Annotated in this window: 24 protein-coding genes; 15 read left to right on the forward strand and 9 right to left on the reverse strand. The window is 57.0% G+C overall.

From position 1 onward, the window contains the following. Nucleotides 1-275: 275 nt before the first annotated feature. The 7 genes from AC0YNU_RS15680 to yunB all read left to right on the forward strand — a co-directional run bounded on the left by AC0YNU_RS15680 (nucleotide 276) and on the right by yunB (nucleotide 8,834). Entirely contained in the window at nucleotides 276-1,793 is a 1,518-nt protein-coding gene (locus AC0YNU_RS15680) for a spore germination protein (protein WP_475758105.1), read from the forward strand. Next, on the forward strand, nucleotides 1,790-2,881 hold the full coding sequence (locus AC0YNU_RS15685) for a GerAB/ArcD/ProY family transporter (RefSeq protein ID WP_475758107.1): 1,092 nt from the start codon (nucleotides 1,790-1,792) through the stop codon (nucleotides 2,879-2,881). The genes AC0YNU_RS15680 and AC0YNU_RS15685 overlap by 4 nt, the downstream gene beginning before the upstream one ends. Next, nucleotides 2,878-4,095 carry a Ger(x)C family spore germination protein gene (locus AC0YNU_RS15690; RefSeq protein ID WP_475758109.1) on the forward strand — a complete coding sequence of 406 codons (1,218 nt, stop codon included), beginning with the start codon at nucleotides 2,878-2,880 and terminating at the stop codon, nucleotides 4,093-4,095. Before AC0YNU_RS15685 ends, AC0YNU_RS15690 begins: the two co-directional genes overlap by 4 nt. Further along, nucleotides 4,092-4,337, forward strand: coding sequence for a hypothetical protein (locus AC0YNU_RS15695; RefSeq protein ID WP_475758111.1), 246 nt, complete (start codon nucleotides 4,092-4,094; stop codon nucleotides 4,335-4,337). Before AC0YNU_RS15690 ends, AC0YNU_RS15695 begins: the two co-directional genes overlap by 4 nt. Beyond that, nucleotides 4,334-5,446, forward strand: a complete 1,113-nt coding sequence (locus AC0YNU_RS15700; RefSeq protein WP_475758113.1) for a GerAB/ArcD/ProY family transporter — start codon at nucleotides 4,334-4,336, stop codon at nucleotides 5,444-5,446. Before AC0YNU_RS15695 ends, AC0YNU_RS15700 begins: the two co-directional genes overlap by 4 nt. Before the next feature lie 120 nt (nucleotides 5,447-5,566). After that, nucleotides 5,567-7,897: an ATP-dependent helicase gene (locus AC0YNU_RS15705; RefSeq protein ID WP_475758853.1), complete on the forward strand. Its 2,331-nt coding sequence runs from the start codon at nucleotides 5,567-5,569 to the stop codon at nucleotides 7,895-7,897. Between the two features lie 76 nt (nucleotides 7,898-7,973). Beyond that, complete coding sequence (gene yunB / locus AC0YNU_RS15710) at nucleotides 7,974-8,834, forward strand: sporulation protein YunB (protein ID WP_475758116.1); 861 nt, start codon at nucleotides 7,974-7,976, stop codon at nucleotides 8,832-8,834. Nucleotides 8,835-8,966: 132 nt separating this feature from the next. Here the strand turns inward: yunB and AC0YNU_RS15715 are convergent, their stop codons facing one another. Further along, the gene (locus tag AC0YNU_RS15715; RefSeq protein ID WP_475758855.1) at nucleotides 8,967-9,929 is read right to left on the reverse strand and encodes a M23 family metallopeptidase; all 963 of its coding nucleotides are present in this window, start codon (nucleotides 9,927-9,929) and stop codon (nucleotides 8,967-8,969) included. Between the two features lie 177 nt (nucleotides 9,930-10,106). Here AC0YNU_RS15715 and lipA point away from each other — a divergent pair, with 177 nt between their 5' ends. Both lipA and AC0YNU_RS15725 read left to right on the forward strand, forming a co-directional pair. Next, entirely contained in the window at nucleotides 10,107-11,087 is a 981-nt protein-coding gene (lipA, locus tag AC0YNU_RS15720) for a lipoyl synthase (protein WP_475758857.1), read from the forward strand. A 162-nt stretch (nucleotides 11,088-11,249) separates the two neighbouring features. Continuing rightward, complete coding sequence (locus AC0YNU_RS15725) at nucleotides 11,250-12,200, forward strand: YutD family protein (RefSeq protein ID WP_475758118.1); 951 nt, start codon at nucleotides 11,250-11,252, stop codon at nucleotides 12,198-12,200. 154 nt (nucleotides 12,201-12,354) lie between these two features. On the opposite strand, the gene AC0YNU_RS15730 is transcribed toward AC0YNU_RS15725, so the two are convergent. The 3 genes from AC0YNU_RS15730 to ylbJ all read right to left on the reverse strand — a co-directional run bounded on the left by AC0YNU_RS15730 (nucleotide 12,355) and on the right by ylbJ (nucleotide 16,104). Then, complete coding sequence (locus AC0YNU_RS15730; protein ID WP_475758120.1) at nucleotides 12,355-14,094, reverse strand: ABC transporter ATP-binding protein; 1,740 nt, start codon at nucleotides 14,092-14,094, stop codon at nucleotides 12,355-12,357. Beyond that, nucleotides 14,095-14,892 (reverse strand): NAD kinase, encoded by a 798-nt coding sequence (locus tag AC0YNU_RS15735; RefSeq protein ID WP_475758122.1) that lies wholly within the window; start codon nucleotides 14,890-14,892, stop codon nucleotides 14,095-14,097. A 135-nt stretch (nucleotides 14,893-15,027) separates the two neighbouring features. Beyond that, nucleotides 15,028-16,104, reverse strand: a complete 1,077-nt coding sequence (gene ylbJ, locus AC0YNU_RS15740; RefSeq protein WP_475758859.1) for a sporulation integral membrane protein YlbJ — start codon at nucleotides 16,102-16,104, stop codon at nucleotides 15,028-15,030. A 461-nt stretch (nucleotides 16,105-16,565) separates the two neighbouring features. On the opposite strand from ylbJ, the gene AC0YNU_RS15745 reads away from it, so the two are divergent. Then, nucleotides 16,566-16,943 (forward strand): globin domain-containing protein, encoded by a 378-nt coding sequence (locus AC0YNU_RS15745; RefSeq protein WP_475758124.1) that lies wholly within the window; start codon nucleotides 16,566-16,568, stop codon nucleotides 16,941-16,943. A gap of 21 nt (nucleotides 16,944-16,964) precedes the next feature. Beyond that, nucleotides 16,965-17,657 (forward strand): DUF2225 domain-containing protein, encoded by a 693-nt coding sequence (locus AC0YNU_RS15750; protein WP_475758126.1) that lies wholly within the window; start codon nucleotides 16,965-16,967, stop codon nucleotides 17,655-17,657. 120 nt (nucleotides 17,658-17,777) lie between these two features. Here the strand turns inward: AC0YNU_RS15750 and AC0YNU_RS15755 are convergent, their stop codons facing one another. From AC0YNU_RS15755 to AC0YNU_RS15765, 3 genes are all read right to left on the reverse strand, one after another. Then, nucleotides 17,778-18,911 (reverse strand): TetR/AcrR family transcriptional regulator, encoded by a 1,134-nt coding sequence (locus AC0YNU_RS15755; protein WP_475758128.1) that lies wholly within the window; start codon nucleotides 18,909-18,911, stop codon nucleotides 17,778-17,780. A 92-nt stretch (nucleotides 18,912-19,003) separates the two neighbouring features. Further along, nucleotides 19,004-19,975: an aromatic ring-hydroxylating dioxygenase subunit alpha gene (locus AC0YNU_RS15760; protein ID WP_475758130.1), complete on the reverse strand. Its 972-nt coding sequence runs from the start codon at nucleotides 19,973-19,975 to the stop codon at nucleotides 19,004-19,006. Between the two features lie 53 nt (nucleotides 19,976-20,028). Further along, on the reverse strand, nucleotides 20,029-20,967 hold the full coding sequence (locus AC0YNU_RS15765; RefSeq protein WP_475758132.1) for an ABC transporter substrate-binding protein: 939 nt from the start codon (nucleotides 20,965-20,967) through the stop codon (nucleotides 20,029-20,031). Between the two features lie 341 nt (nucleotides 20,968-21,308). On the opposite strand from AC0YNU_RS15765, the gene AC0YNU_RS15770 reads away from it, so the two are divergent. Both AC0YNU_RS15770 and AC0YNU_RS15775 read left to right on the forward strand, forming a co-directional pair. Beyond that, entirely contained in the window at nucleotides 21,309-22,478 is a 1,170-nt protein-coding gene (locus AC0YNU_RS15770) for a hypothetical protein (protein WP_475758134.1), read from the forward strand. Nucleotides 22,479-22,556: 78 nt separating this feature from the next. Next, nucleotides 22,557-22,808, forward strand: a complete 252-nt coding sequence (locus AC0YNU_RS15775; RefSeq protein ID WP_475758861.1) for a YolD-like family protein — start codon at nucleotides 22,557-22,559, stop codon at nucleotides 22,806-22,808. 144 nt (nucleotides 22,809-22,952) lie between these two features. On the opposite strand, the gene AC0YNU_RS15780 is transcribed toward AC0YNU_RS15775, so the two are convergent. Further along, entirely contained in the window at nucleotides 22,953-23,189 is a 237-nt protein-coding gene (locus AC0YNU_RS15780; protein ID WP_161701659.1) for a hypothetical protein, read from the reverse strand. Continuing rightward, a complete protein-coding gene (locus tag AC0YNU_RS15785) occupies nucleotides 23,186-23,371 on the reverse strand; it encodes a YycC family protein (protein ID WP_475758137.1) in 186 nt (61 codons plus the stop codon). The genes AC0YNU_RS15780 and AC0YNU_RS15785 overlap by 4 nt, the downstream gene beginning before the upstream one ends. Before the next feature lie 253 nt (nucleotides 23,372-23,624). Here AC0YNU_RS15785 and AC0YNU_RS15790 point away from each other — a divergent pair, with 253 nt between their 5' ends. Both AC0YNU_RS15790 and ndk read left to right on the forward strand, forming a co-directional pair. Further along, nucleotides 23,625-25,418 carry a M3 family oligoendopeptidase gene (locus AC0YNU_RS15790; protein WP_475758139.1) on the forward strand — a complete coding sequence of 598 codons (1,794 nt, stop codon included), beginning with the start codon at nucleotides 23,625-23,627 and terminating at the stop codon, nucleotides 25,416-25,418. A 152-nt stretch (nucleotides 25,419-25,570) separates the two neighbouring features. Continuing rightward, nucleotides 25,571-26,050 (forward strand): nucleoside-diphosphate kinase, encoded by a 480-nt coding sequence (gene ndk / locus AC0YNU_RS15795; protein ID WP_475758141.1) that lies wholly within the window; start codon nucleotides 25,571-25,573, stop codon nucleotides 26,048-26,050. Nucleotides 26,051-26,063: the final 13 nt, after the last annotated feature.

Raw genomic sequence — 26,063 nt, forward strand, 5'->3', positions numbered from 1 at the left:
CCTTAAATTTCCTTAGATTTCCTTATAGTTCCTTGGACTGCCATAGGCGCAATTGGCTGTCACTAGCTGTCACCATCACCAGCTATATTGAATGGACGAATAAGCATATACGAAGCAGCAATTAAAGCTGCATCTAACCGGATGATTTCTCGCCGGGAGGATGCGGCTTTTTGGCTTGTCTGCCGTGTCGCACTTTGACGGACAATTGTCGGAAGGTGTTTACAGAACGCACATTATGGAAAAATTAAGAAGGAATACCGACAAGGAGACTGCCCATGAACACCGACGATTCCCCGCAGGCCGTTTCTCCCGAACTGGCTGATAATTATAAACGGTTGACCGGCATTTATGCGAAGTGCGACGACGTCCTCTTTCGGGAGATAAAGCTCGGGGGAGCGACGGATGCTTTTCTCGTGTTCATCGACGGCTTGGTCAACGTGGAAGTGCTGGACCAGCATATCATTCGAGCGCTCCGGCAAGAAGACGCTCCGCTTGATGACGACAATGCCTTGCGCGTGCTTGGGGAGGCACTCTCCGTATCCAATTTGATGGCCGTGGATACGATCGATGATGCCGTCTCGCATATAGGCAGCGGCTGCATCCAGTTGTTCGTGGACGGACTGACGCTATGCTTCGCCATGGGGCTGGCCAAATGGGAGAAGCGGTCGATCGAGGAACCGTCCGCGGAATCCGTCGTGCGAGGTCCGCGCGAGGGATTCACGGAGACGATCAGCATCAATCGCTCCATGCTGCGCCGCAAAATCAAGACGCCGGCACTCAAAATGCTGCCCTTTCGTCTAGGCCGCCAAACCCGTACGGAAGTAAATCTTGTCTACCTCGAGGGCATCGCCAATGAATCCTTGGTGGCTGAAGCGCAGGAACGAATCTCCGGCATCGACATCGACGGCATCCTAGAGAGCGGTTATGTAGAGGGGTTGATCGAGGACAGCCCGTTCTCGCCCTTCCCCCAAATGCAAGTGTCGGAGAGGCCCGACGTCGTCAGCGCCAGCCTGCTCGAAGGCAGGATTGCCATCCTTGTCGACGGCACGCCGTTCGTCCTCATCGCGCCGGCGACGCTGTTTTCCATGCTGCAATCGCCGGAGGATTACTATCAGCGTTTCTATATAGGCACGCTGATTCGCTGGCTCCGCTATCTATTTTTTATCATGACGCTGATTCTGCCTTCGTTGTATGTCTCGATTCTGACGTTCCATCAGGAGATGGTGCCGACCTCGCTGCTGCTCAGCATTGCAAAGTCCAGAGAAGATATCCCGTTTCCGGCGCTCGTGGAGGCGCTTCTGATGGAATTGTCCTTCGAGGCGCTGCGCGAAGCCGGCGTGCGCCTGCCCAAACAGGTCGGCGCAGCCGTCAGCATCGTCGGCGCGTTGGTCATCGGTCAGGCCGCAACGTCCGCGGGCCTCGTATCCGCACCGATGGTCATGGTCGTCGCCATCACAGGGATCGCGTCCTTCATGATTCCGCAGTACAGCAGCGGGATCGCCATCCGGATGCTGCGCTTTCCCATCATGTTTCTCTCCGGCATGCTGGGCTTGCTGGGGCTCATGCTGGGTATTATCGTCATCGTCATCCACTTGTGCTCGCTGCGCTCCTTCGGCGTTCCGTACTTGCAGCCGATCGCGCCGATGAACGGTTCGGAGATGAAAGACGTGCTGTCCCGTCCGCCGATATGGACGCAGCGCAAGCGGCCGAATCTAACCGGGAAATCACCTAATCCCATCCGCCAAGCGCCGAATTCGAAACCAGAACCGCCAAAGGGGAATGAGTCCTCATGATCGAAAAAGGCCGTATATCGCCCTTGCAGCTGGCTATCTTCATGCACCCGACCATTCTAGCCACAGCTTCGCTTGCAGTGCCGAACATCACGATGAACACCGCCGGCCGCGACATGTGGATCGTTCCGATCGTTTCTTCCGTGATCGGTCTCATCATTATCGTCGTTGTGTTCAAGCTGCATGATCGGTATCAGGGGAAAACATTTATCGAATACTGCGAGCTCATCCTAGGGCCGGTTGTCGGGCGTTTGCTGGCAGCCTTTTACTTGTTCTCGTTCCTGTTCACGAACGGCATCGTCATCCGGGAATACGGCGAGTTTATTGCTACGACCTTCCTGTTGCAAACGCCGATGGTGTTTGTCATTTCCAGTTTGATGATCGTGTGCGCTTACGCCCTGCATCAAGGCGTCGAAGTGTGGGTCAGAGCGTCGCAGCTGCTTATCCCGGCGGCGCTGGTCATTATTATTTTCATGCTGATCATCATGGTACCGGACATGCATCTGAAGGAAATGTTCCCCGTCATGGAATACGGACCGCTGCCGGTCCTGCGGTCCTCGATCGTATTGTCTTCTTGGTATTCGCAGTTTTTTATCGTCTCGATTTTCCTGCCCTATCTGGTGCACAAAAGCATCTCCGCGATCAAATGGATGCTGATCAGCTTGGCTTCCGTCTTGATTACGATGCTGAGCATCAATCTGGCCGTGCTTTACATCTTCGGCGATGCCAATAAAGGCTTCAATTATCCGTTTCTCATTGCGGTGCGCTACGTGTCCTTGTCAGACTTCATTGAACATATTGAATCGCTGTTGATGGCTGCTTGGCTTGTCGCGATTTTCATCAAAATCGTAGTCGTGTATTACGCCGCCTCGCTCGGTACCGCTCAACTGCTGCGACTGAAGGATTATCGCGTGCTGATCGCGCCGATCGGTCTCCTGATGATCCTCTTCAGCATCTGGTGCGCGTCCGACTTCGAGGACCTGCGGAACCTGCTGGGCACCAGCGTTCCGATACTCTCGCTGCTGACGCAGGTGCTGATTCCGGTTCTGATGCTGTTCATTGCCATGGCAAGGGGGGCGCGGGCATCATGAGCATGATGAATATGGGCCGTCTCGTTCTCTTGACCGCGGTCGTCGCCGGCGCTGCGCTATTGTCCGGCTGTTGGGATCGGACGGAGATCAATGACTTGGGATTGATAACGGGAGCGGCCATCGACCGTTACGATGATAAGCACATCCAGCTTGCCGTGCAAATCTTCATTCCCCGCGCGTCCGGCGGAGGGGGAGGGGGCAGCAGCATGGAGATGGGTCCCAAGGGCGGCGTCGGCGCCTCCAGCACGTTCGTTCATTCCGCGGTGGGCGAGAACATCGCCGATGCGCTGTCGCATTTGCAGGAACGGCTCCCGCGCAAGCTGTTTTGGGGGCACTCCGAAGTCATTATTTTCGGCGCGTCCGAAGCCAAGCATGGCATTCGGGACGACGTGGACTATCTGATGCGCGCGCCACAGCCAAGAGAGCGGGCTTATATTTACGTCTGCGCCGGCAAAGCGATGAAGGTGCTCGAAATGCAGGCCGTGCTGGAACGGGACTCATCGGAAGCGCTCAGGGAGATCGCCAAAGCGAAAACGTCCATGAGCGTGACCATGACGGAGCTGGCCAAGATGCTCGCGGACGAGACGGGATCCGCGGCGCTGCCTTGGATCAAGCAAAACCTGCCGCGAACGAAAGCAAATCCCGACAGCACCGCGAATTATACAAACGGGACCGCGGTATTCAAGGGAGACAAGATGGTCGGCGTCGTCGACGAAGCGACGACAAGGGGCGTTCTGTGGCTGCGCAACGAAATCAAGGATGCCGTCGTCACGGTGAAGCCCGAAGGAGCGGAAGGAACGGTCTCCGCCAAGATACTGCGCAGCAAGACGAAGCTGCAGCCTCATATCAAGAACGGCAAATGGAGCATGACGGTCCGGCTTCAGATGGATACCGACGCCCTGCAGAACGCATCGAGCGCGAATCTGATGACCAGCCAAGCGGCCGTCCGGAGCGTTCAGAAAGCCATGGATAAAGATATGATCGACCGCGTGAATCTTGCGCTCCGGATCGTGCAGAAGGGAATGAAGGCGGACGTGTTCGATTTTGCCGGGGCATTCCACCGTGCCTATCCGAAGACATGGCATCGCTATCAGTCGCAGTGGGAGGACATTTTTCCCGAGGTCGAGGTTTCGGTGATCCCGAATTCCCGTTTGCTGCGCCCGGGCTTGTCCAACGTGCAGACGAGAGAGAAGGACGGGGAGGAACAACGATGACGGATTATGCCATTCCGAGCTTGCTGACGATCAGTCTCGTTATCGTGGCCGTCCAGTGGAAATGGATGCTCCAAGCGCAGCCGAAAGAAAAAATGGTGCATTTCTCGCTGCTCGCAGCCGGCTGGCTTCTGGCGATTCTGCTGATGTTCTACCCCCATCTGCCGGGTCCGTCCGAAGTAATGGATGCGCTGTTCGAGCGGCTGGGGCAGAAGCTGATTCACAGCGGTAAGGTGGGCTCATGAAAGAGATGCGGATCGGCCGCAAGCAGCTGTTTTGCCTCATGGCGGTCATGCAAGCGGGCATGACGATTCTGCTTACCATTAACCCTGCGGTCATGATTGCCGGGCGCGATGCTTGGATATCGACGGTGGTCGCCGGCCTGCTCGGCGTGTTCTCCGCCTATGTGCATGCCAAGGTCAACGAGCGATTTCCCGGCAAAACCTTGGTTGAATTCGCCTCGTCGATCGTCGGCAAATGGGTGGGCAACGTGGTGATCGCGCTCTATTTTTTGTTCTGGTACGTCGTTCTCGGGATGATTCTGAGGCAGTATTCGGAGTTTGTCTTGTCGACGATTCTGCCGAAAACGCCCTTGCTCGTCCCGCTCGTCACCATGCTTCTCGTGGCCGTTTACGTTACCGTGTCCGGAATCGAGGTACTGGCGAGATGCGCGGAAGTGTTCGGCCCTTTCATTCTGCTTGGCATCTTCGTCCCGCTGCTGCTGATGATCGATGATGCAAAGATCAACGACGTGCTGCCCATCTACGTGGATTCAGGACTCATGGAGATCATGAAGGGATCGCTGCCGACCCTGACGTTTCTCGGCGATTGCGTCATCATGTGGATGGTGTACGCCTTCGTCGCGGAGCCGAAAAGGGGATCGAAGTTCGTGATGCTCGGCGTCGGCGTATCCGGTTTCTTGACCTGCGCGGCCACGTTTCTGACGATCGCGGTCATGGGCGAGGGACAGGGCAGCAATATCACCTATCCGTATTTCAATCTGATCCGCAACACCTCGTACTTCGATTTCGTTCAAAATCTCGATTCGCTCGTGATCGCCATCTGGATCGTCAGCGTCTTCATCAAAGTCTCGCTGTATTTATTCGTCTGCACGTACGGGACGGCCCAATGGATGAAGGTGCGCAATTGGCGGCGAATGGCTTGGGTTACGGCGCCCGTCGCCTTGGGCATCGCGCTCGTTCCGCGCGATTTCATCGAGAGCTCCGTCCTGTTCCCGCAGAAGATCGCGATTCCTTACATTCTGCCGATCCATGTGTTCGGGCTGCCGCTTCTGTTATGGGCGGTCGCCAAGATGAGGCATGTCGGCACGCAGCCGGTCAAACTGAAAAATTAACCCTTGCGCCGAACCGCTCCTTATTGCGATACTTAACGTACAGAAAACGGCGGATCGACGACATCCCTCTCCAGAGCCGGAGAGGGATGTTTGCGTCTCGCGGACGGAAGGTAGATGGGGATGACGGGCGCAGGCAAGGACTTTTTCGCACGCAAGCAGGAGGAGCTCGGCGTAGCATTGAACGAGGTACAGAAGAAGGCGGTGCTGCAGACGGAAGGCGCATTGCTGCTGCTCGCATCGCCGGGCTCGGGCAAGACGACGACGATCATCATGCGCATCGGTTATTTGATTGAGGTGAAAGGCGTCCATCCGTCGCGGATCAAAGCGGTGACGTTCAGCCGCGCATCGGCGCAGGACATGAAGGATCGGTACAGCCGGTTTTTCCCCGATCATCCGGATGGCGGCGTCCAATTCTCGACGATCCACAGCTTCGCGTTCGAGGTAATGCGGGAGCATCTGCGGCGTTCGCGCGTCTCGTTTCAAATCATCGAGGGCGAAGTGGAGCAGACGGAGGAGGACGAGCTGCCGCTGCACAAGAAGCTGATCCTTCGGGATCTGTATCGCAAGGTGCGGAGCGAGAACCTGACCGAGGACCAGATGGAGGAGCTGACGACCTACATCAGCTACGTCAAGAACAAGCTCATTCCCGAGCGGGAATGGCCGGAAGTGAAATGCGATGTACCGGAAGCCGCGCTCGTGGCGAAGGAGTATGAGGCATTCAAGCGCTCATTCGCGGGTAAAGTGCTGGTCGACTACGACGATATGCTTGTATTGGCCAACGAAGCGCTGGAGAAGAGCAGCGAGCTGCTGTGGAAATACCAGAACCGCTTCGATTACGTCCTGACGGACGAAAGCCAGGATACGTCGCTCGTGCAGCATGCCATCATCGAGAAGCTGGCGAGGCGGCATGGCTGCCTGTGCGTCGTGGCGGACGACGACCAGAGCATCTACACGTGGCGCGCCGCGGAGCCGCAATATTTGCTGGATTTCCGCAGCGTGTTTCCCGAAGCTGCCGTGCTGAAAATGGAACAAAATTACCGCTCCTCGCGCAACATCGTGGACATTGCGAACAAGTTTATCAAGCGCAACGAGAACCGGTACGACAAAAATATGTTCACGCGCAATCCGGGCAACCGGCCGATTTATTTGAAGCAGCTGGATGATTACAAAGGGCAGGCCAAGTATGTGGCGGCAGGCGTCGAGAAGTCGGAATCGCTAAGCGAAACGGCCGTGCTGTACCGCAATAATGCCTCGTCGATCATGCTGATGAACGAATTCGACCGCCGGGGCATCCCGTTCTACATGAAGGACGGAGATAATCGCTTCTTCTCTCACTGGGTGCTCGAGGACGTGCTCGGCTTCATGCGAATGGCGTATACGGATAAGCGTCCCGATCTGCTCGAGAAGATTCATACGAAGATGTCCGGTTATATCTCCAAGGTGCAAATGGCCGCGCTCGGCGCCATCGATAATGGAGACTCGGTCTTCGACAATCTGATCGCGCACGTGCCGCTGCAGGACTATCAGCCGAAGCAGCTCCTGGAATGCAAGGAGCTGTTTCAATCCATGCGGATCATGGACCCGCGTGCCGCCATCCGCCTGATTCGGTTCAAGCTCGGTTACGAGCGGGCGATCGACCGGATGTGCGAGCGGCTCGGGTTTCGCAAGGAGTATCTGGTCGGCATTCTGAACACGCTCGAGGATATCGCGGACGGGCTCGAGACCCTGGAGGATTTCGCGAACCGGCTGAAGTACCTGGAAGCCGCGATGAAGGCCTCGAAGAAGAACAAGAACGCGGAAGCCGTTACCTTCTCCACGCTTCACAGCGCGAAAGGACTCGAATTCGAGCGCGTGTTCATGATCGATCTGATCGATGGGATCATTCCCTCAAGCGAGGATATGAAGAAAGTAGACGGCGACGTTTCTCCGCTGATGGAGGAAGCGGTGCGGCTGTTCTACGTCGGCATGACGCGTGCCAAACGCGAGCTGACGCTGCTCAGCTACAATCGCCGCGACGGCGAGGAAGCGAAAGAATCGCAGTTCATGGCGGCGGTTCGGCAGCTGCAGTCTCCGCCGCAGGAGCAAGCGGGGCTGCAGACAACGTCGCCCTTGCGCAGGCCGGAGGCAGCCTGGAACACGGGAGCGGACGGAAGACGTACGGCGGCAGGCAAGCCGGCCGTGCCGTCCGCGAAGCGGAATGCGCGCGGCCCCGCAAGCTCCGGCGTGACCGTTACCGAAGGAAAGCCCGGCGAGCAGCCGTCCGAGCGAAGCCCGAACGCGCTGAAGAGCTTCGAAGGGCTGAAGCCCGGCGATGCGCTGCTCCATTCCGCTTTCGGCGCAGGCGAATTTATCGCGGCGAGCCGCGAAACGATCGAGATCCGATTCGGCATCGGGGTGCGCAAGCTGTCGGCGGCCGCCTGCATCGGCGCGGGATTGCTTTCTCGTCCGTAGCCTCCTTCTTTTTTGTCCCTGTCCCGCATAAGCTTGGAAGGGGAAAGCGGACAAAGGCAGGGAAGGGGGCCGCCACATGCGCAGGTGGGGCAGACGAGGCTGGAGAAGCGGAGGCGTCCGCCGCCGCTCCGGCGGCAAGAGCGGCAGGAAACCGAACCGGCGCAGGCTCCTTATTTTTCTGTCGCTGCTGTTCGTGCTCTTCTTCTTCCAGACGTTCATCTTCATTGAGCGCAATTTGCAGAAGCCGCTCATGACCGTCGCGCAGGTACGCGTGAAGCAGGTGGCGACGCAGGCGATCAACAAGTCGATCACGAAGCAGGTGGCGGAGAAGACAAGCGCCGACAAGCTCATCGAATGGAAAACGAATGCCGACGGCAAAATATCCGGCTTCATGCTGAATTACTCGGAGCATATGCGCATCACGTCGGAAACGATCGATACCGTTCAAGCGACGCTCGATAAGATGGGCGACATTCCGGAGAGAATTCCGCTCGGCCAAGCGCTCGGCAGTGCCATCATCGCTTCGTTCGGCCCCCGTATCCCGGTCAAATTCGAACCGATCGGCGCCGTCAAAGTGGACCTGAATACCCGTCAGAAGGATGCCGGCATCAACATGATTCTGGTGGAAGTGTACATGCATATCGTAGCGGAAGTCTCCATTATCATTCCGTTCGATACGAAGCCGGAGCTGGTGGAAACCGAGATCCCGATCTCTTATCTGCTCGTCGTTGGCGACGTGCCGACGTATTATTACGATAACAACGGCAACCCCGTCGGCGATTCCGCGCCGAATGCGCCTAGCATCGCGATTCCCGGAGAGACAGGCAAGAACGCCGCATCCGGCTCGCAGAGCGGAACGGGCGGAGACGAAGCGCCGGAGGACAACAGCGGATTCTCTGACGGCACGCCAGCCAACCGTTCGGAAGACGATTCTTGATGTTGAGGGAATAATGAAAAGAGCGCTTATCGGCTGATCCGACGAAGCGCTCTTCGTGTTTAATCCGGATTCGGTTTTCAACACTTTAACATTACTTGTCCTACCACTTGCGTACGCCCGTAAGTACGATCCTTATCGCCTGCGCAAGCGGCGTCTTTCTTCGCTCTCCCATTGCCTCAAGCTTGGGTACGGATCGAAGGACCACTCCACCAGCCCGCGATCGCGGTAGATGCCGTAATGCAGGTGAGGCGGGAATTTGCCCTGCGTGCCCGGGCGTCCGTATCCCGAGCTGCCCACCCAGCCGACCACTTGGCCCGGCTTTACGATGGAGCCTACGTCCAATGTCTTGTCATAGCCGCTCAGATGCGCATAGTAATGATAGTAATTATTGAGATCGCGGATGCCTAACCTCCAGCCGCCGTAGGGGTTCCAGCCCTTCACCTCAATAATGCCGAAGCAGGTGCTCCGAACGGGAACGCCATGATTGGCGAAAATATCCGTGCCTTCATGAATGCGGTACCCGCCCCAGCTGCGGCGCGTGCCCCATGTGCCTTTATAGGAGTAGTTGGTCCCGATCGGCACGGGGAACGCATGCTCAAACAGGTTCAGTCTGCCGTACGCTTCATAGAGCCGGGCGAACTGGCGGACACGCTGCACGGCCCGCGTATTGTGATAATACTGCCAGAGACCGATGGCAAAATCATCCTCTTCGGTACCGAACTGCATGACATGGTTCGCCATCGCGTACAGCAAGTCTGTATCATCCGTGCGTTTGGCGAGTCCGTCGCCGTCGCCGTCTTCTCCCAGGCCCCTGAACCAATGGATGGAAAGCGGGAATTGATCGGTGCTGTCGGGATTCAGCTCTCCGGCCCAGTCCGATTCCGTGACGAAGACGCTGATATACTGCCCCAGTTGGGAACGGGTTTTGGGGCGCGCCTTCGTTATCGTTCGCTCGTACTGGTCGATCGCGGCCAGCCGGTACCAGGGAATGCCGGTCACGACGCTGATTTCGTCATACAGGATTCTACGTTCGGCATAAAGCTTGTCTTGGGTCGGCTTTTGGTTCGGGGCCGATGCGCCCGCCCGATCCGGCATGGACTGCAGCAGCAGCATCAGCGCGAGCGGAAGTACCGCCATGAGGCGGAAGGCATATGATTTCACATGGTTCAGCCTCCAAGGAAGACCGCCGGCCGTTCGATTTGGAAGGATCCGGAAGGACCTCTTCTGGCCGGTCGATCGATCAGATAGGGATGCAGCTTATGCGGCGCTGCTCTGCTGTTATGGTTTGCAAATCATTGGTTTTTATCCGAAACATGCTATAATAAGACGCAGAGTGAAGAAGGAAAGCAGGTACTGCGTACAATGAAGACCAAAGAGAAACAACCCAAGCCGGATTGGCTGCGAATAAAATTAACGACGGGCGGCAATTATGCCGAACTGAAAGATATGATGCGTTCCAAGACGCTGCATACGGTTTGCGAAGAAGCGCGCTGCCCGAACATTTACGAATGCTGGGCGAACCGCACGGCGACGTTCATGATTCTCGGCGACATTTGCACGCGGGCATGCCGCTTCTGCGCCGTAAAGACTGGACTGCCGACGGAGCTGGATCTCCAGGAACCGGAGCGCGTGGCGGAAGCCGCGGAGCAGATGGGCCTGCGTCATTGCGTTATCACTTCCGTGGCTCGCGATGATTTGAAGGACGGCGGCGCAAGCATTTTCGTCGAGACGATCAAGGCCGTTCGCCGCAAGCTGCCCCTGTGCAGCGTGGAAGTGCTCATCCCCGATTTCATGGGGAACTGGGAAGCGCTTCAGGCGGTCATGGACGCGAAACCCGATATTTTGAACCATAATATAGAGACCGTCGCAAGGCTCTCGGACCGGGTGCGCGCGAAAGCGAAGTATCCGCGTTCCATGGAGCTGCTGAAACGGGCGAAGGAAATGCAGCCCGAAATTCCGACGAAGTCCAGCATCATGCTCGGAGTCGGCGAGGAATGGGATGAGATTTTGCAGGCGATGGACGACTTGCGCGCCGTGGATTGCAACATTTTGACACTCGGTCAATATTTGCAGCCGACGCCGAACCATATGCCGATCGCACGCTACGTGCATCCCGATGAGTTTGCGAAGCTGAAGGAAGAAGGCTTGAAGCGCGGCTTCAGCCACGTGGAATCCGCACCGCTCGTACGCAGCTCCTACCATGCGCATGAGCAGGTCAAATCGGCGGAGGAAGCCCAAAGCGCATCCCTGTGAGCTTAGGCTTACGAAGTAGTTTTGCTCATTTTTGCCGGATATCCGGCAGCAAACCGTGATCGCAAAACTTTGTTTATGCTTACGAAGTAGTTTTGCTCATTTTTTGCCGGATAACCGTCATCAAACCGTGATCGCAAAACTTTTAAGGAGTGAGAAGGAGCCTTGATCCAAATTAGCGGCAGAGCCTACGCATTAATCCACGAAAACAGAAACGGTTGGAATCTAGAGGCATTCCGCGAACGGTACAGCGACGTGCTGGAACGCTATGATTACGTAGTCGGAGACTGGGGATACAATCAGCTGCGGCTAAAAGGGTTCTTTCGCGATACGCATCCGAAGGCGACGCGGGAATCCGTGATTTCCACGATTGCGGATTACATTAACGAATATTGCAATTTCGGATGCGCTTATTTCGTTCTCGAGAAACAGCCGGGCGGCGTGAAGCAGGGCGAAGACGGCGAGGGCGGCGAGAACACCGGCGAATACGAGGTTATCGAGGTGCCGGATACGGCGGAGGAAGCGTTATTGACGGCTTCTCGTACGATCGCGGCCGCGAAAGCAGCCGATGCGCCGGTGTCCGAGAATCAGCATGTGAAATTCATGCCGCGGCATGAACGCGATCTGCGCCGCGAGCAGCAGCGCAACAGCCGCAAGGAAACGACGAAGGAAACCGATAAGGAACGCGAAGGCGCTCCGCGCGACAATCATCAGCGCAAGCCATCCGGCAAGGATCGCGACCACGGCACCCGCCAAGGGCAGCAAGGGGGACGCGGCCAGCAGCAGGAACGCGGCGGCGATCGTCCTGAACGGAGCGAACGCGGAGAGCGCGGTGGCGAACGGCCCGAACGCCAAAATCGCGGGGAACGCAACAACGATCGTGCCGAGCAGCGCGGAGATCGTCCGGAACGTCAGGACCGCGGCGAGCAGCGCAATGATCGCGGCGAACAGCGCGGGGAGCGTCCAGAGCGCTCGGATCGCGGCCGCAGCAAGCAGCGGCATTTCAATCAGAAAGCGCCGGTTGCGGCGGCTTCCGAGCCGAACTCGAACAATCAACCGCGCCAGCAGCATCAGCAGCAGAACCGCAGCAAGGACGCTGCACCTAAGCAAAGCTGAGCCAAACGAGCAAAGAGTACAAAACAACAAAACGAATAAAACGAACAAAACGAACAAAACGAACAAAACGAACAAACGCACCAAACGAATGGAAAACGCCGGTTCATCCCTAAGGATGAACCGGCGTTTGTTTTAATGAATGATCGGCACAAGTCTATAGATATTGCACGTTATACAACCGCGCATAAGCGCCGCCTAGTAGCATCAGCTCTTCGTGGGAGCCCTGCTCCACGATCTCCCCGTGCTCGATGACGACGATCGGATTCGCATGCGTGATCGTCGACAGGCGATGGGCGACGACGAGCGTCGTCCGGTTGCGCGCGAGCTCCGCGAGCGACTCCTGGATGGCGCGCTCCGACTCCAGATCCAACGCCGACGTCGCTTCGTCGAGCACGAGAATGGCGGGATCCTTCAGGAAGACGCGGGCAATGGCGATGCGCTGCTTCTGTCCGCCGGACAGCTTCACGCCCCGTTCGCCGATTTCGGTGTCATAGCCTTTGGGTAAAGATAAGATAAAGTCATGGGCGTTGGCTTTCTTGGCCGCCTCCATCATCGCCTCGTCCGCTGCCTCGGGATTGCCGAGCAAAATATTCTCGCGGACGGAGCCGCTGAACAAGATGTTGTCCTGCAGCACCATGCCGATATGGGAGCGCAGGCTTTGCTGCGTCAGTTGATCGATGGGCTGTCCGTCGACCGTGATACGGCCTTCCTGCGCGTCGTAGAAGCGGGCGAGCAGGCTGACCATCGATGACTTGCCTCCGCCGCTCATGCCGACGAGCGCGGCGGTATGGCCGTGCGGGATCGTTAGGCTGATGTCCCGCAGCACCCATTCCGATTCGTCGTGATAGCGGAACGAAACATGCTCGAAGACGATATCGCCGCGAACCGACGGGAGGACGGCCGCATCGGGCGAATCTTTGATTTCCGGCTTTTCGTCCAACAGCTCCATGACGCGATCCAAGGAAGCCGAGGCTTGGGTAAGCTCGGTCGAAGCATTGACGAGCCTCCGAAGCGGCGCATAGAGCCGATCCAGGTAACCATAGAACGCAACGAATTCGCCGAGGGTCAACGTATTTTGCACGACAAGATAGCCTCCGCAGCCGAGCACCAGAAGCGGGGCTATCTCCGTCAACGTATTGATTATGGATTGCGTCAGCGCATTCCAGCGCGTCAAGGCGAAAGCGCGAGCGAGAAACGTTCGGTTGCGCGCGCCGAACTGCTCCTCTTCATAGCGCTCCAACGTGAAGCTCTTGACGACGGGAATGCCGTTCACATGCTCGTTCAGGTAGCCTTGCATGTCGGCCATCGCTTGCGAACGCGACCGGGAATACCCGCGAAGCCGCTTGTACAGCCTCTTCACCGCGTAGCCGTAGAAGGGCAGAATCGCAATGGCGACGAACGTCAGCGCCACGTTCATGTTGAACATGATGATGAGCGCGATGACGAGCGTGAACATATCCAGCCAAATGTTCATAAGGCCGGTTTCCACGAGCGACTTGGTCTGTTCGGCGTCGTTCATCATTCGGGAGATGATCTCGCCGGACTTGCGGTTCTGATAGAAACGCAGCGACAGCTGCTGCAGATGGACGTACAGCTTGTTTCGCAGGTCGTACAGCACGCGGCTCGTCGTGTATTGGGCGAAATACTGCCGATAATATTCGATGGGGTAGCGCAGCACGACGAAGATCAGGAAGGCCAGTCCGATGGCCTTGAACAGCTTGGCCGTTTTGTCGGCGGCGGGCAGGCTCGAAAGCAGCACGTCGTCCACGACGTATTTGATGAAGAGCGGCAGCGTGAGCGGAATCGCGAACTTCACGGCACCGATAATCAGCGTTAGCGCGACAAGCCAGCGGTAAGGCTGGACGAGCCGGTAGAATGCGCGATAACGGTTCATCTATTTGACTTCGTAGCCGAGGAACGCCTCGCGCACCCGGTTCCAGAACGGGAATGGGCGATAACGGGCAAAGCTGATTTTGCGCGCGGAGACGCTGCACCGGATGGAACGGATATCAGACCTCGTGATGTTCAAATGGTCGAAGGTCAGCTGAAGCCGCTGATCCTTGCGCGAAATAATGTCGCAGTGGTGATGCTGCGGCAGGACGACCGAGGAGCCTAGCGTCCGATATACGCGATTGTTGATGGATGCGATCTCGGCAATCTGCAGGCAGTCGATGGACGGATGGATAACCGCGCCGCCCAAGCTTTTGTTGTACGCGGTGCTGCCGGACGGCGTCGATACGACGATGCCGTCGCCCCGGAACATCTCGAACAGCTCGTCGTTGATGTCGATCTGGGCGACAAGCGTATTGTCCACGCCTTTAAGCGTGAATTCGTTGACCGCGATGTAAGCGGACAAGCCTTCGGACGTATCGAGCACGATTTCCGCAAGCGGATAGCGCACGATCTTCGGCTCGTCCTCCGCCATCATGCGGACCAGCTCCTCCAGCTCATCGGCCTTCCAGTCGGCGAAGAAGCCGAGATGGCCGGTATGGACGCCGACGAAAGCAATATCCTCGACGCGGTCAGCATGGGAATGGAAAGCTTGCAGCAGCGTTCCGTCACCGCCGATGGAAATGACGATCTCAGGCTGTTCGTCGTTGCGAACAAGTCCGCGCTCCGCCGCAAGAATATGAAATTGGGCGGCAAGCTGCTTCGACAGCTTGTCGCCTCTGTCAATAACGACATAGTTCAAAGGTAGTAGCCCCTTCCGCACAGCCGATATCCGCGTGGGTCGTGCCGATGCTTGTTGCAACGCCAGCGGACCTTTCATTTGGAAATCAGCCAGATTCTCCTTGCATCATAGCTGAAAACGGGGCTGAATACAACGTTACGCGACGGGACCGAGCCATCCCCAAAACAAGTAGACGAGCACGGCGGCGATACAGCCATGCAGGAGGCGGGAGATGAAGAAAGGCTTGTAGCGCAGGTCCGTTCGGCTTAGCAGGCTGGCGACCTGGGCATGAACCGATAGACCTGCCCAAGACAGCACGAACGCGGCGATCGCGGCCTGATTCATGAGGCCGCTGCCGGTTGCGGAGCCGGCGGAGCGCGCGCCGAGCGTCACCTCGAAGATGCCGCTCACGACGGCATCCGCCAGGGCGGTCGGCATGCCTGCCAGCCCGAGCGCCAGGCGCACAGCCCCGGCAAGCACCTCGATGCTGCCCGTCTGCCGCAGCAGCTCCATAATGACGGAGAAGACGACGACGAGACCGCCGACGACGATCATCAGGCGCAGCGCGGCTTGAACCGCGTCCTGCAGCAGCTTGCCCAGCGGTCGGCCATCCATCAGCCGGGCCGTATGCATGGCTTGCAAGGCTTCGGCAATCCGGCTTTTCCGCCGGGCGCCGGGTGCGCGCCTCGCCTTCTGCTCGCTGCTGGCAGGAGCATGGCGGTCATGGAAGCGCATGAGGAGGCCGATGATCAGCCCGCCGCCATAGTGGGCGGCAGCAAGGACTGGCGCCAGCGCGACGCTGTGGAAGAAACCGACCGACACCGCGCCGATCAAGAAGATCGGATCCGATGTCGTCGTGAAGGCGACGAGCCGTTCGCCCTCGGCGCGGTTGATCAGCTTCTGCTCCCACAGCTGCGCGGTCAGACGTGCCCCGACGGGATAGCCGGATGCATAGCCCATTGTCACGACGAAGCCGCCGATGCCGGGAATGCGGAACAATGGCCGCATAAGCGGGTCAAGGATTTTGCCGAAGAAGTGGACGATACCGAAGCCGAGCAGGAGCTCGGAGATCACGAAGAACGGAAACAGGGCCGGGAACAGCACTTCCCACCATATCGACAGGCCGCGAAGGGAGGCTTCGAGCGCCGGGGCGGGAAAAGCTGCAAGCAGCAGGACGAGCACGGCGGCAGACCATGCGGGAATGATGGCCGGTCGAAACAGAAAACGAACGATATGCAAAGGGGATTCCCTCCTATTGGACAAGTGAAAATCGGACTATTACTGCTATATGTCCAAGCAGGCGCAATCATCACCTGTCCACGTCCCGCATCGGTGGAAAAAGCCGAATTTATGCCGGAAATTAATTTAGAAAACGCTTGCAAAAGGTAATGTCTTTTTAATCCCGGTTATGGTACAATCGGATTAAGTCAATCAAACGCTTGGGGTGATGACGATGAGTATAATTGCTGGCATTTTTGTATGTGCCTTCGTTTACGTCATTCGCGAGTCGCTTGTGGCTCCCGGAGAAGAGGATTACGAGCGTTAGTCCTGGTGCCTTAGTCGCAACACTATACGATTTCCGTAATGCCCTCCTGAGAGAGGGCATTTTTTTGACGTTTTGATGTGATCGGTTTCGCGGAAAAAAGTTTTAACAACTAATTCCAAAGACCTAAAAAATGGAGAGGAAGAAGACGATGAATAACTATAGCACTATTTATGAAGCAGTTGGAGGAGTCGAAGGGATCAGGAAAATCGTCCAGGCCTTTTATCCTAAGGTGCTGAAGAATCCATTGATCGGGCCGCTGTTTCCGGCCGATATCGATCCTGTCATGGAGAGACAAACGTTATTTCTATCGCAATTTTTCGGCGGACCGTCCCTGTATTCCGACCAACACGGCCACCCCATGATGCGGGCACGCCATATGCCCTTCCCGATTACGCCTGAGCGCGCCGAAGCTTGGCTGAGCTGCATGCGCGCGGCGCTGGCCGAGACCGATCTGCCGATCGAGCTGCAGGAGCTGATGGTGGAGCGGCTTTCGGGTCCCGCGCATCATTTTATTAATCAACCTTAACCGACCTGGAGACGTGATGAGATGGAACCTCTGTACGCGACAACCAAAACATGCATTTGCTGTGAGCGTTCCTATCAAACATCGCGCGTCCGCCCAAGCTTCAAGAAAGCGTCCAATCGGGATTCCGATTTTCGCGCTTTGTATGCCAATGACATCAACCCGGATTATTACATCGTTTGGGTCTGTCCGGATTGCGGCTTCTCCTCGACGGAGAACGGTGCTTCGCGCTTGACGGATGCCCAAAAGAAAGCTTATTACGATCAGATCGGCTCGCGCTGGATTCACCGGGATTACGGCGGCACCCGGACAAGAGAGCAGGCGCTTGCATGCTGTAAGCTCGGCTTGCTCTGCGCGAGTATCATCGGCGAGAAGGATCGGGTTACCGCGGGGCTTCTTCATCATATCGCTTGGTTGTACCGCTCCAAGGGAAACGGGGATCAGGAACAGCGGTTTCTCCGTTACGCACTCGACGCTTACATCGGGGTGTTCGAGACCGAAGGCGTATCGCTGAACAATGCCAAATTGATGTATCTGATCGGCGAGCTGTACCGCCGCGTCGGGGACCCGCGCATGGCCGTTCGCTGGTTCTCCCGCGTCGTGAACGATAAGAAAATTACGGATGCCGCGATGATCCGCGCAAGCCGGGAGCAGTGGCAGGCGATCCGCGAAGCGCAGACGGGCCTCGATGAAGAGACGGCTGAAGGCATCGCATGACGACTGCTTCGAGCGATCTTCTGCTGTGCTTGCACGCTAGCAGCTAGTTATAATAAGAAAGCCCGCCGAGACGATCTCGGCGGGCTTTCTTGCGTAATCGGGTATGGTATGGCGAGCGCATTACACCATAGCGTTAAGCAGTTTATGGAATCGTTTGAAATATTCTTGCGCTGTTTGCCCGCTCGTGCGCGGTAACGCATAACCGCCTAGCCGGTTGAAGTGCTCCTCGACGATCGTTTGCAGCGATCGCGAGACAGGAGATGGTCCATTGACCCATACGCCGCCGCACATGCCGGCAATGGAGGCGGGATTGATCGTCCATTCCTGGATGAGTTGGCTCAGCCAGCCGGACATTTCCCCGTAGTCGGTGTGAACGAGCAGCACGATTCCCTGCGCTCCTGCGCCTGCGCCGGCAATGGCACGAACGGATTCTCCGTTTGCCTCATGAAAGGACGATTGGATCAATCGCAATTGCGCGTCATTCGATAGCTGATGCCGGATGGACGACGCCAAATCCTCCTGTTCAGGACCCCAATCGGAGCAGCACCATAAGGTGATTGGCTTCGCATGCCTCGCATACCTCGCGGGCTCCGCAGGCGGAGAGAGGCTCGCGGTCCCTTCTTCGCCACTACTACGCCCCAGAACCCCATGCAGGACAAGCTCCGCGATCTGTTCCGCCACTTCAAGCTGCAGCTCCTGCTCCCCGCCATCGCTTCTCAGCATCGTCCTGAGCTCGGATGCTTGCTTATCGAAAAACCGCTGAATCATGCTCCATATCAGATAGAGCAGCGTGTTCGCATTAATGGCCGGGGATAACTCGCCGTTGCGCTGCCAGACGCTTAACGCGGCGACTTTCTCGGCGACATCGGAATTGAAGAAAGGGGTGGCGAACAAATCCTTTCCCTCGAGTTCCTCCCATCTCGCGAGCTTATACAGGCTGGGGTGACGGAAGTGATACTCGCAGTGCGCGGAGATGAACTGGCGCAGCACCTGCTCGGGATGATCGCCGATCCATTGCGTGTGCAGCAGATGCTGTTTCCACTTCTCGACGAGCGGCGCGAGCACGGCCTGATAGAGCTTCTCCTTGTTCTCGTAATAATAGTGGACGAGGGCTTGATTGGCTTTCGCCCGTTCGGCGATTTCGCTGATTCTCGTGCCGGCATAACCTTTATGGCAAAATACCGCTTCTGCGGCCTCCCGGATGCTGTCCTGGACGGACACCGGGTCTTTCGTATCCTTCTCGCGATTTCTCATCGTTTGCACTCCCAGACGGACGTTGATCGAATAAGGCGACTATACCGTTCCATGGCAAAACGTGTCAATCGCTGCGGCTGCCGAAGCAAAGGCTACGCCGTGCCCATGGCGATTTCCTGTTCCTTGAGGTACCTCCGGTAAGCGATGCTCAGACGGTCGGCAGTCAGATGCAGTTCCTCGGTCAGATCGAGCGGCAGCAGCTCCGGGCGCTGGTTCTCGAGCACGGACAGGTCCTCTTGGAAAATCCGGGTCTGCCGTTCGGCGAATTCATCGTTCGTCGTCTGCTTGTTGTAGTTCAGCGATCCGCAGATGAAAGCGACGGAAGTGACCGGTCCCGTAGGCAATACGGCCAGCATCATCGAGAACAGTTCCTCGGAAGCTTTGCCCGATTTCTTGAAACGGACGACGGAAGGCTTCAGAATTTCGTAAACGTAGTCGGTCAGGAAGGACATGCCGCGGCCGTCCGGATCGGGCTGGAAGATCGAAATGACGTCGGTCACGATCGTATCTTCGACCTGCCGTACGCCGTAATCCGAAATTTCGGCATGGGCCGGGTCGCCAAGCGAGCCTTCGTGCAGGAAGGCGAGGTGTCCGACGTCGAGGAAGTTCTCCACGACGCGCGGCATCGAAGCTTTTACCTCATACGGTCCGCAGAAGAAGGTTTTGAAATCGGGATCCGCATATTCCGGAAATGGCGGGAGGGATGAGGGATCGTTCCCGTCCAACCGGACCCAGACGAGTCCGTAGGCTTCCGTGCACCCGTAGGGCTCGGCGCAGGCCTTGAGCGGAATTTTGCGGGATGCGGGCTGTTGCGGAATCAGCGTGCATTTGCCCGAGCCGTCGTAGCGCCAGCCGTGGTAGGGGCACATAATTTCGTCGCCGATCATTTTGCCTTGCGACAGCGCCGCGCCGCGATGAATGCACAGGTCCTTCAAGGCACGGACGCCTTCGGAGGTGCGGAAGACGACGACCCGTTCGCCAAGCACGACCGCGCTGACCGGATCCTCGCGAAGATCTTTGGAGAAAGCGACAGGGAGCCATTGCGCTGCTAATGCGGTATCCATGGTTGTCACGTCCTTATGAATAAGATGGATGAAATTAACTTCAGGAGAAGCGGTTAGGGGAGAAATGAGGTCGTGAAGACGTGTTTCACTTGGTCGGCGTTCGGGATGATGCCGATCTCTACCAGCTGCTTGGCCAGGGCCGTCCAGCGTTCCTCGGTCATCGTGCCTACGCCGGATTTGGCGGCATCCCCGGAGAAGATGAGGTCCATTTCGTTCTCCGCGGTAGCTTTCATGCTGTCGAGGGAGATTTCAGGGTTGATCTTATTGATCGCCGGGTTGATCTCTTCGTAGTGGGTCTTGTAATAATCCCAGCCTTGCGCCGTGGCTTTGACGAAAGCTTTCACGAGTTCGGGCTTTTCTTTGATCATCGCTTCCGTCGTGAACAATACATTCGCATAGGGCTGGTATCCGGAGTCCGATATGGAAAGAAACTTCACATCGACGTTCTGGGTTTTGAAAATATAAGGATCGGAGGTCACGTAGCTCTGAATGCCGGCGAGCTTATCGCTCAAGAATCCGGTGTAATTGCCGGTAAAAGCCATTTCTTTGACGTTGTCCAGCTTGTACGCCTTCTTCAGATACTCCCAGTACATGGCTCCCTGCGCGGTGTACACCGTCCGCCCGTTTAGATCGGCGAAGCTCTGCAACGGCTCCTCGCCGTGAACCATGATCGCCTGCGGATCCTTCTGGAAGTCGGCGAATATGCCTACGACCGGGATGCCTTCCTTGCGGGCGACAAGCAGCTCGTCGCCTTGGGCCATGCCGAAATCCGCTTTGCCTGCGGCAACCTGCTGGATGGACGAAACCTGCGGTCCTCCAGGCTCGATGGTCATATCCAGGCCGCTGTCCGTATAAAAGCCTTTCTCCAAGGCGGCATACAGTCCGCCATGCTCCGGTTCGGCGAACCAGTTCGTGACGACGGTTTGCTTGACGAGCGTCTTGGAACCGCCGCTTTCTTTGCCGCAGCCGCTCAAGATTGCAGCGAAAACCAATAAAGCTGACACCGCGGTAACCTGTGTTCTGAAGGATCTCATCGCATACGATCGTTTCATCCCATCCACCCCGTCACTAGATTTAATTATTAAGTTAAATCGTTCGATTAACTTATAGCGTCATTATAAAATCGACGTAGGTTTATGTCAACTAAATTAACATCGACTGTTAATGGGATGTTCGTTGCGCTATTTCTCTAATCGCGTCGGTTGAATTCTTCCGCAATAACTGCCCTGAATGCCGGCGATGGCGTAAAAAAGCAGTAGGCGCATGTCGGGAAATTTGGGATGATGGGAGTTGAAGCAGTTGGTTTATACTTTGCTGGGAGCGTGAAGAGGCAATGGCATCCATCTCGACGAACAATCGATACGCTTTGATCGAAAGAAGCTCTTCGGAGCACGTGTACACAGGCGGTTTGCTTTGCAATTTGCAGGATGCCGGAAGCCTGTACAAGCCTGATTATTTAAGCGGCCTTCTTACGTACGATAAGCGGATCCAAAACGTGCTGTGGTTCCATTGGAATGGCGCGGAATGGGAGAAAAGGTTCGTCTCGAACGATACGGCCGTTCATGTCGGCATGGCCGCGGTGGACTTGACGGGCAACGGCAAGCTGGATCTCGTGTGCGCGGAATGGGTGTTCGACTTCTGGAAAAACTCGGATACGGGCAATGCCGTTTGGTTCGAGCAGCCGGACGATCCGGATTCGGGACCATGGAAGAAGCACGTGATCGGCGGCGGCTGGCGCGATCCGCATGATGTCGTCGTCGGAAGCGTCTCGGCAGCGGGGAATGCGGACATCGTCGTTCGCAGCAAAAGCGGACTTATCTGCTGGTATGCCCAAAACGGCGATCCGCGGGAGCCGTGGATCGAGTCGCCCGTTACGGAGCATCAGGATGGCGACGGCACGGCGCTGTACGACATTACCGGAAACGGGGTGTGCGATATCGTAACCGGTACGGGCTATTACGCCAATGCTGCAGGCGACGGAACGTCGTGGGAATTCCGTCCTTTCGCTCAGCTTGATTCATTCGGCATCGACCATGAGACGCGAATCGTCGTGGGCGATTTTGCCGGAGACGGGTCCGTTACGGTTATTCTCAGCGAATCGGAATTGTTGGCCAACGCGCGAATCTTGATTTTGCATTCGACTGATAACGGCTCGACGTGGACAACGCAGGTTCTCGTAGACCGTGAACGGGAATGGGGCTCGATCCATACCTTGCAGCTGGTAGAGAATCCGGGAGGATTGCCTAACCTCTTCGCTGCCGAGATGGAAGTGTGGCAGGAGGACAGCGGTATCGTAAGGCGCCCTCGCTGGGTCTATTTCCGCAATCGGGGCGGCTTATCCTTCGAGGAAGAGGTCGTGCTGGATGCCAATCTGGGGGCGCATATGGGCGGAGCGGGGCGTATTTCCGATCAAGGCGGACTCGATTTCGTCGCGAAAAATTGGTACGGCAATACGCGGAACGCGCTGTCGGGTGACAATCATATCGTTCATGTGAAGGGATAATAAGATAATTACCATTTCCCAATCGGGCCGTTCATATTATGATAGAAGTTCAAGCTATGAAGCGAAGGCGTGACGAAATTGGCAAAAGCGAAAGTACCGAAGAGACCGACCAGAGACGAGTTCGTTCTGGAGGAGATAGGCAATCAGCTGGTGGAGGCCTTTCAGGAGGAATCCGTGATTCTGCTGACCGTTTGGGGAAGGGAAGAGAACGTGCGCGGGCAAATCGTAACGATGGACTCCAGAACGGGCAAGGTTCATGTGAATACGGCGGACGGATTGGACAAGGTCCCTTTCATGGATATCATGGGCGTCAATTATCCGAGGGATTGAGTTGGCTGCAAAATGCGCTGCAAAAAAAGAACCTCCATCATCACGGCTGCATGGCAGCGCGTGGTCGTGGAGGTTCTTTGTCGTAAAGCGGCGAGTTGGATGCCTTGCCGAGAAGCGGAGACTGCGGCATCTCTCCGTGGAGCATCAGGCGCGCCGCAGCACGGTATCGGTCAGGAGGTAGTCTTGGTCCGCATCCACGACGGTGACCCGGTTCCGGCAGCAGGGGAAGACGAGCAGCTTCTTTTTGCCGGTGTGGATGTCGGGGATTTCTCTCGGCCGGAGCGGGAGCAGGACGTTATCCTGGCCGCAGAACGGACAGGAGGAGACGTACACGTCCTTCATGATGATGTCGTACGGCCAGGAGCGCTCGAACGGAATCACGGCTTGCCGTCTCCTTCATCCTCGGGTTTGCTCTCGGGCTCGGCGGCTGCCTTGGCGGCCAGCTCGGCGATTTTCTGCAACAAAATATGCTTCGGCATATGCATGAGATGCTCCAGCGGAACGTTCAGCTCCTTGGACAGCTTTACGGCGGTCTCGGCAGATAGCTGCAATGGTTGGGACATCGGTGTCAACTCCTTATTTTCGTAGGCCTTGCCCTTGTTATGAACGGAAGCTGCGACTGCATAGGATTGGTAAAAGGGACAACATTACCGTTATAATCAGTTATACACCGATGCCGTCCATTACGCAACGCGAAGAGCGGCAGCGTGCTGCGCGCGAAAAAACTTTAAGTTTATGCTTCCGACGTAGTTTTTGCTATTCTTACCGGATTACCGGCAGCGGATTTCATTCGCAATAACTTTAAGGAGTGACACGATGACAAACCATTATCCAATCACTTGGGACTTGGACGTAATTTACGAGGGCGGCTCGAGCTCGGCGGCATTTCTAGCGGAACTAGCCGGCATGGAACGGGATATCGAATCGTTGACGAGGGAACTCGCGGCGCTGACGGCCGGCGAGGCTCCGTCTTCGGAGCAGCTGACGAGCTGGACCGCCGCGGTGCAGTCCATCCTGCTTCGCATCCGCCAGTCCGATTCGTTCGTGTCCTGCCTGCAGGCGCAGCAGATGAAGGACGCGGCCGCGAACGGCCTGAACGACCGGGTGAAGACGATGTCGGCGAAGTTCAATGCCGCGCTGACGAGCTTCGACGAGAAGCTGCTCCGCACGGACGATGCATCCTGGCAGGCGTGGGTGCAATCCGGCGAAGCCGCTCCGGTTGCGTTCGTGTTGAACGAGCGCCGCGAAGCGTCGAAAGAAAAGCTGCCGCCGGAGCAGGAAGCGCTGGCTGGCGAGCTGGCGGTTGACGGTTATCATGGCTGGGGAGATTTCTATAACACGATCGTCTCCCGGATTCGTTTCGAGACAAAAGAGGAAGACGGTACGTCGAAGCAATTGTCCGCCGGACAGATGTTCAACCGTCTCTCGAACAGCAATCGTTCCGTGCGCGAAGAAGCGTTTGCCGAGTGGGAACGCGTTTGGGGCGAGCAGGCCGATCTGTGCGCCGATACGCTGAACCGGATTTCCGGATTCCGCTTGAAGCTGTACGATAAGCGCGGCTGGAAGTCGATCCTCAAGGAACCGCTTGAAATCAACCGGATGAGCGAAGCCACGCTGAACGCGATGTGGTCCGCGGTCACGGAAGGCAAGCCGAAGCTGGTTCGTTATCTGGAGCGCAAAGCAAAGCTGCTCGGGCTGACGAAGCTCGACTGGCACGATGTCGCGGCGCCGCTCGGTCAGACGGAGAAGAAGGTTTCCTACGACGAGGCGGCGGTATTCATCAAGGAGCAGTTCGGCGCGTTTAGCCCGGACTTGGCCGATTTCACGGAGATGGCGTTCAAGGATGCCTGGATCGAGGCGGAAGACCGTCCCGGCAAACGTCCCGGCGGCTTCTGCACGGCTTTCCCGAAGAGCGAGCAAACGCGTATCTTCATGACGTACTCCGGCACGCCGGATAACGTGTCGACGCTTGCGCACGAGCTTGGCCACGCCTATCACCAGCATGTGATGAACGACCTGCCGCCGCTTGCGCAGGAATATGCCATGAACGTGGCGGAGACCGCCTCGACCTTCGCCGAAATGATCGTGGCGGACTCGGCGCTTGAAGCGGCGACGGAACAAGGCGAGAAGCTGGCGCTGCTGGACGAGAAGCTGCAGAACGCGGTTGCGTTCTTCATGAATATCCACGCGCGCTTCCTGTTCGAGACACGATTCTACGAGAAGCGCCGCGAAGGCATGGTTAGTCAGGAAGAGCTGAACGGGCTGATGGAAGAAGCGCAGCGGGAAGCGTTCAGCGGCGCGCTTGGCGAGCTCCACCCGCATTTCTGGGCGGCGAAGCTGCATTTCTACTTGACGGACGTTCCGTTCTATAACTTCCCGTACACGTTCGGCTACCTGTTCAGCGGCGGCATCTACGCCATCGCGAAGAAGGAAGGCGCTTCGTTCGCGGAACGTTACGTCTCGCTCTTGCGGGATACGGGATTGATGACCGTGGAAGAACTGGGCGAGAAGCATTTGGGCGTAAGGTTGGATGAGCCTGACTTCTGGCGGGAAGCGGTAGCGCTGCTGCTAGCGGATGTGGATGCATTCCTGGCGCTGACGGAGGAATAGGGGACAACTAAAGTTCGGATGAGAGAGTGAATAAAATCTCGCTTTCGTGGAATACTGATGCTTATAGGAACGGTGCGGCCCGAGAGGGCGTCTGCGCCGTTTTTCTGTCCCATCGGCAGAATTAGGAAGGTAATCACGGAAGGAGATTGGCGATGCAGCAAGAACAGACATTTGTCATGGTAAAACCGGACGGCGTGAGCAGGGGATTAATCGGTCCGATCATCACGCGTTTCGAGCAGAAAGGGTTCAAGCTGGCGGCGATCGAATTGCTGCAAATCGACCGCGCGCTGGCGGAACGGCATTACGGCGACTTGAAAACGAAACCGTTCTTCGGCGAGCTCGTCGACTATTTAACGTCAGGCCCGGTGTGCGCCATGATCTGGCAAGGCGAGCATGCGGTCGAGAACGCGCGGGCGCTGATCGGCAAGACGAATCCCGTCGAGGCGGCGCCGGGAACGATACGAGGGGATTTTGCGATGGATATTGCAGGCAACATCGTGCATGGGTCCGATTCGGCAGCAAGCGCGGCAAGGGAAATCGGACTGTTCTTCGGAAGGCATGCCGCTCCCCATTCTTTTGACTTGCTCGGCGCGAACGCGATCGGTCATGACGGCGAACATACGGTGCATTAGCTTGGATTCTTCT

The sequence above is a fragment of the Paenibacillus sp. J31P316 genome (assembly GCF_056269105.1).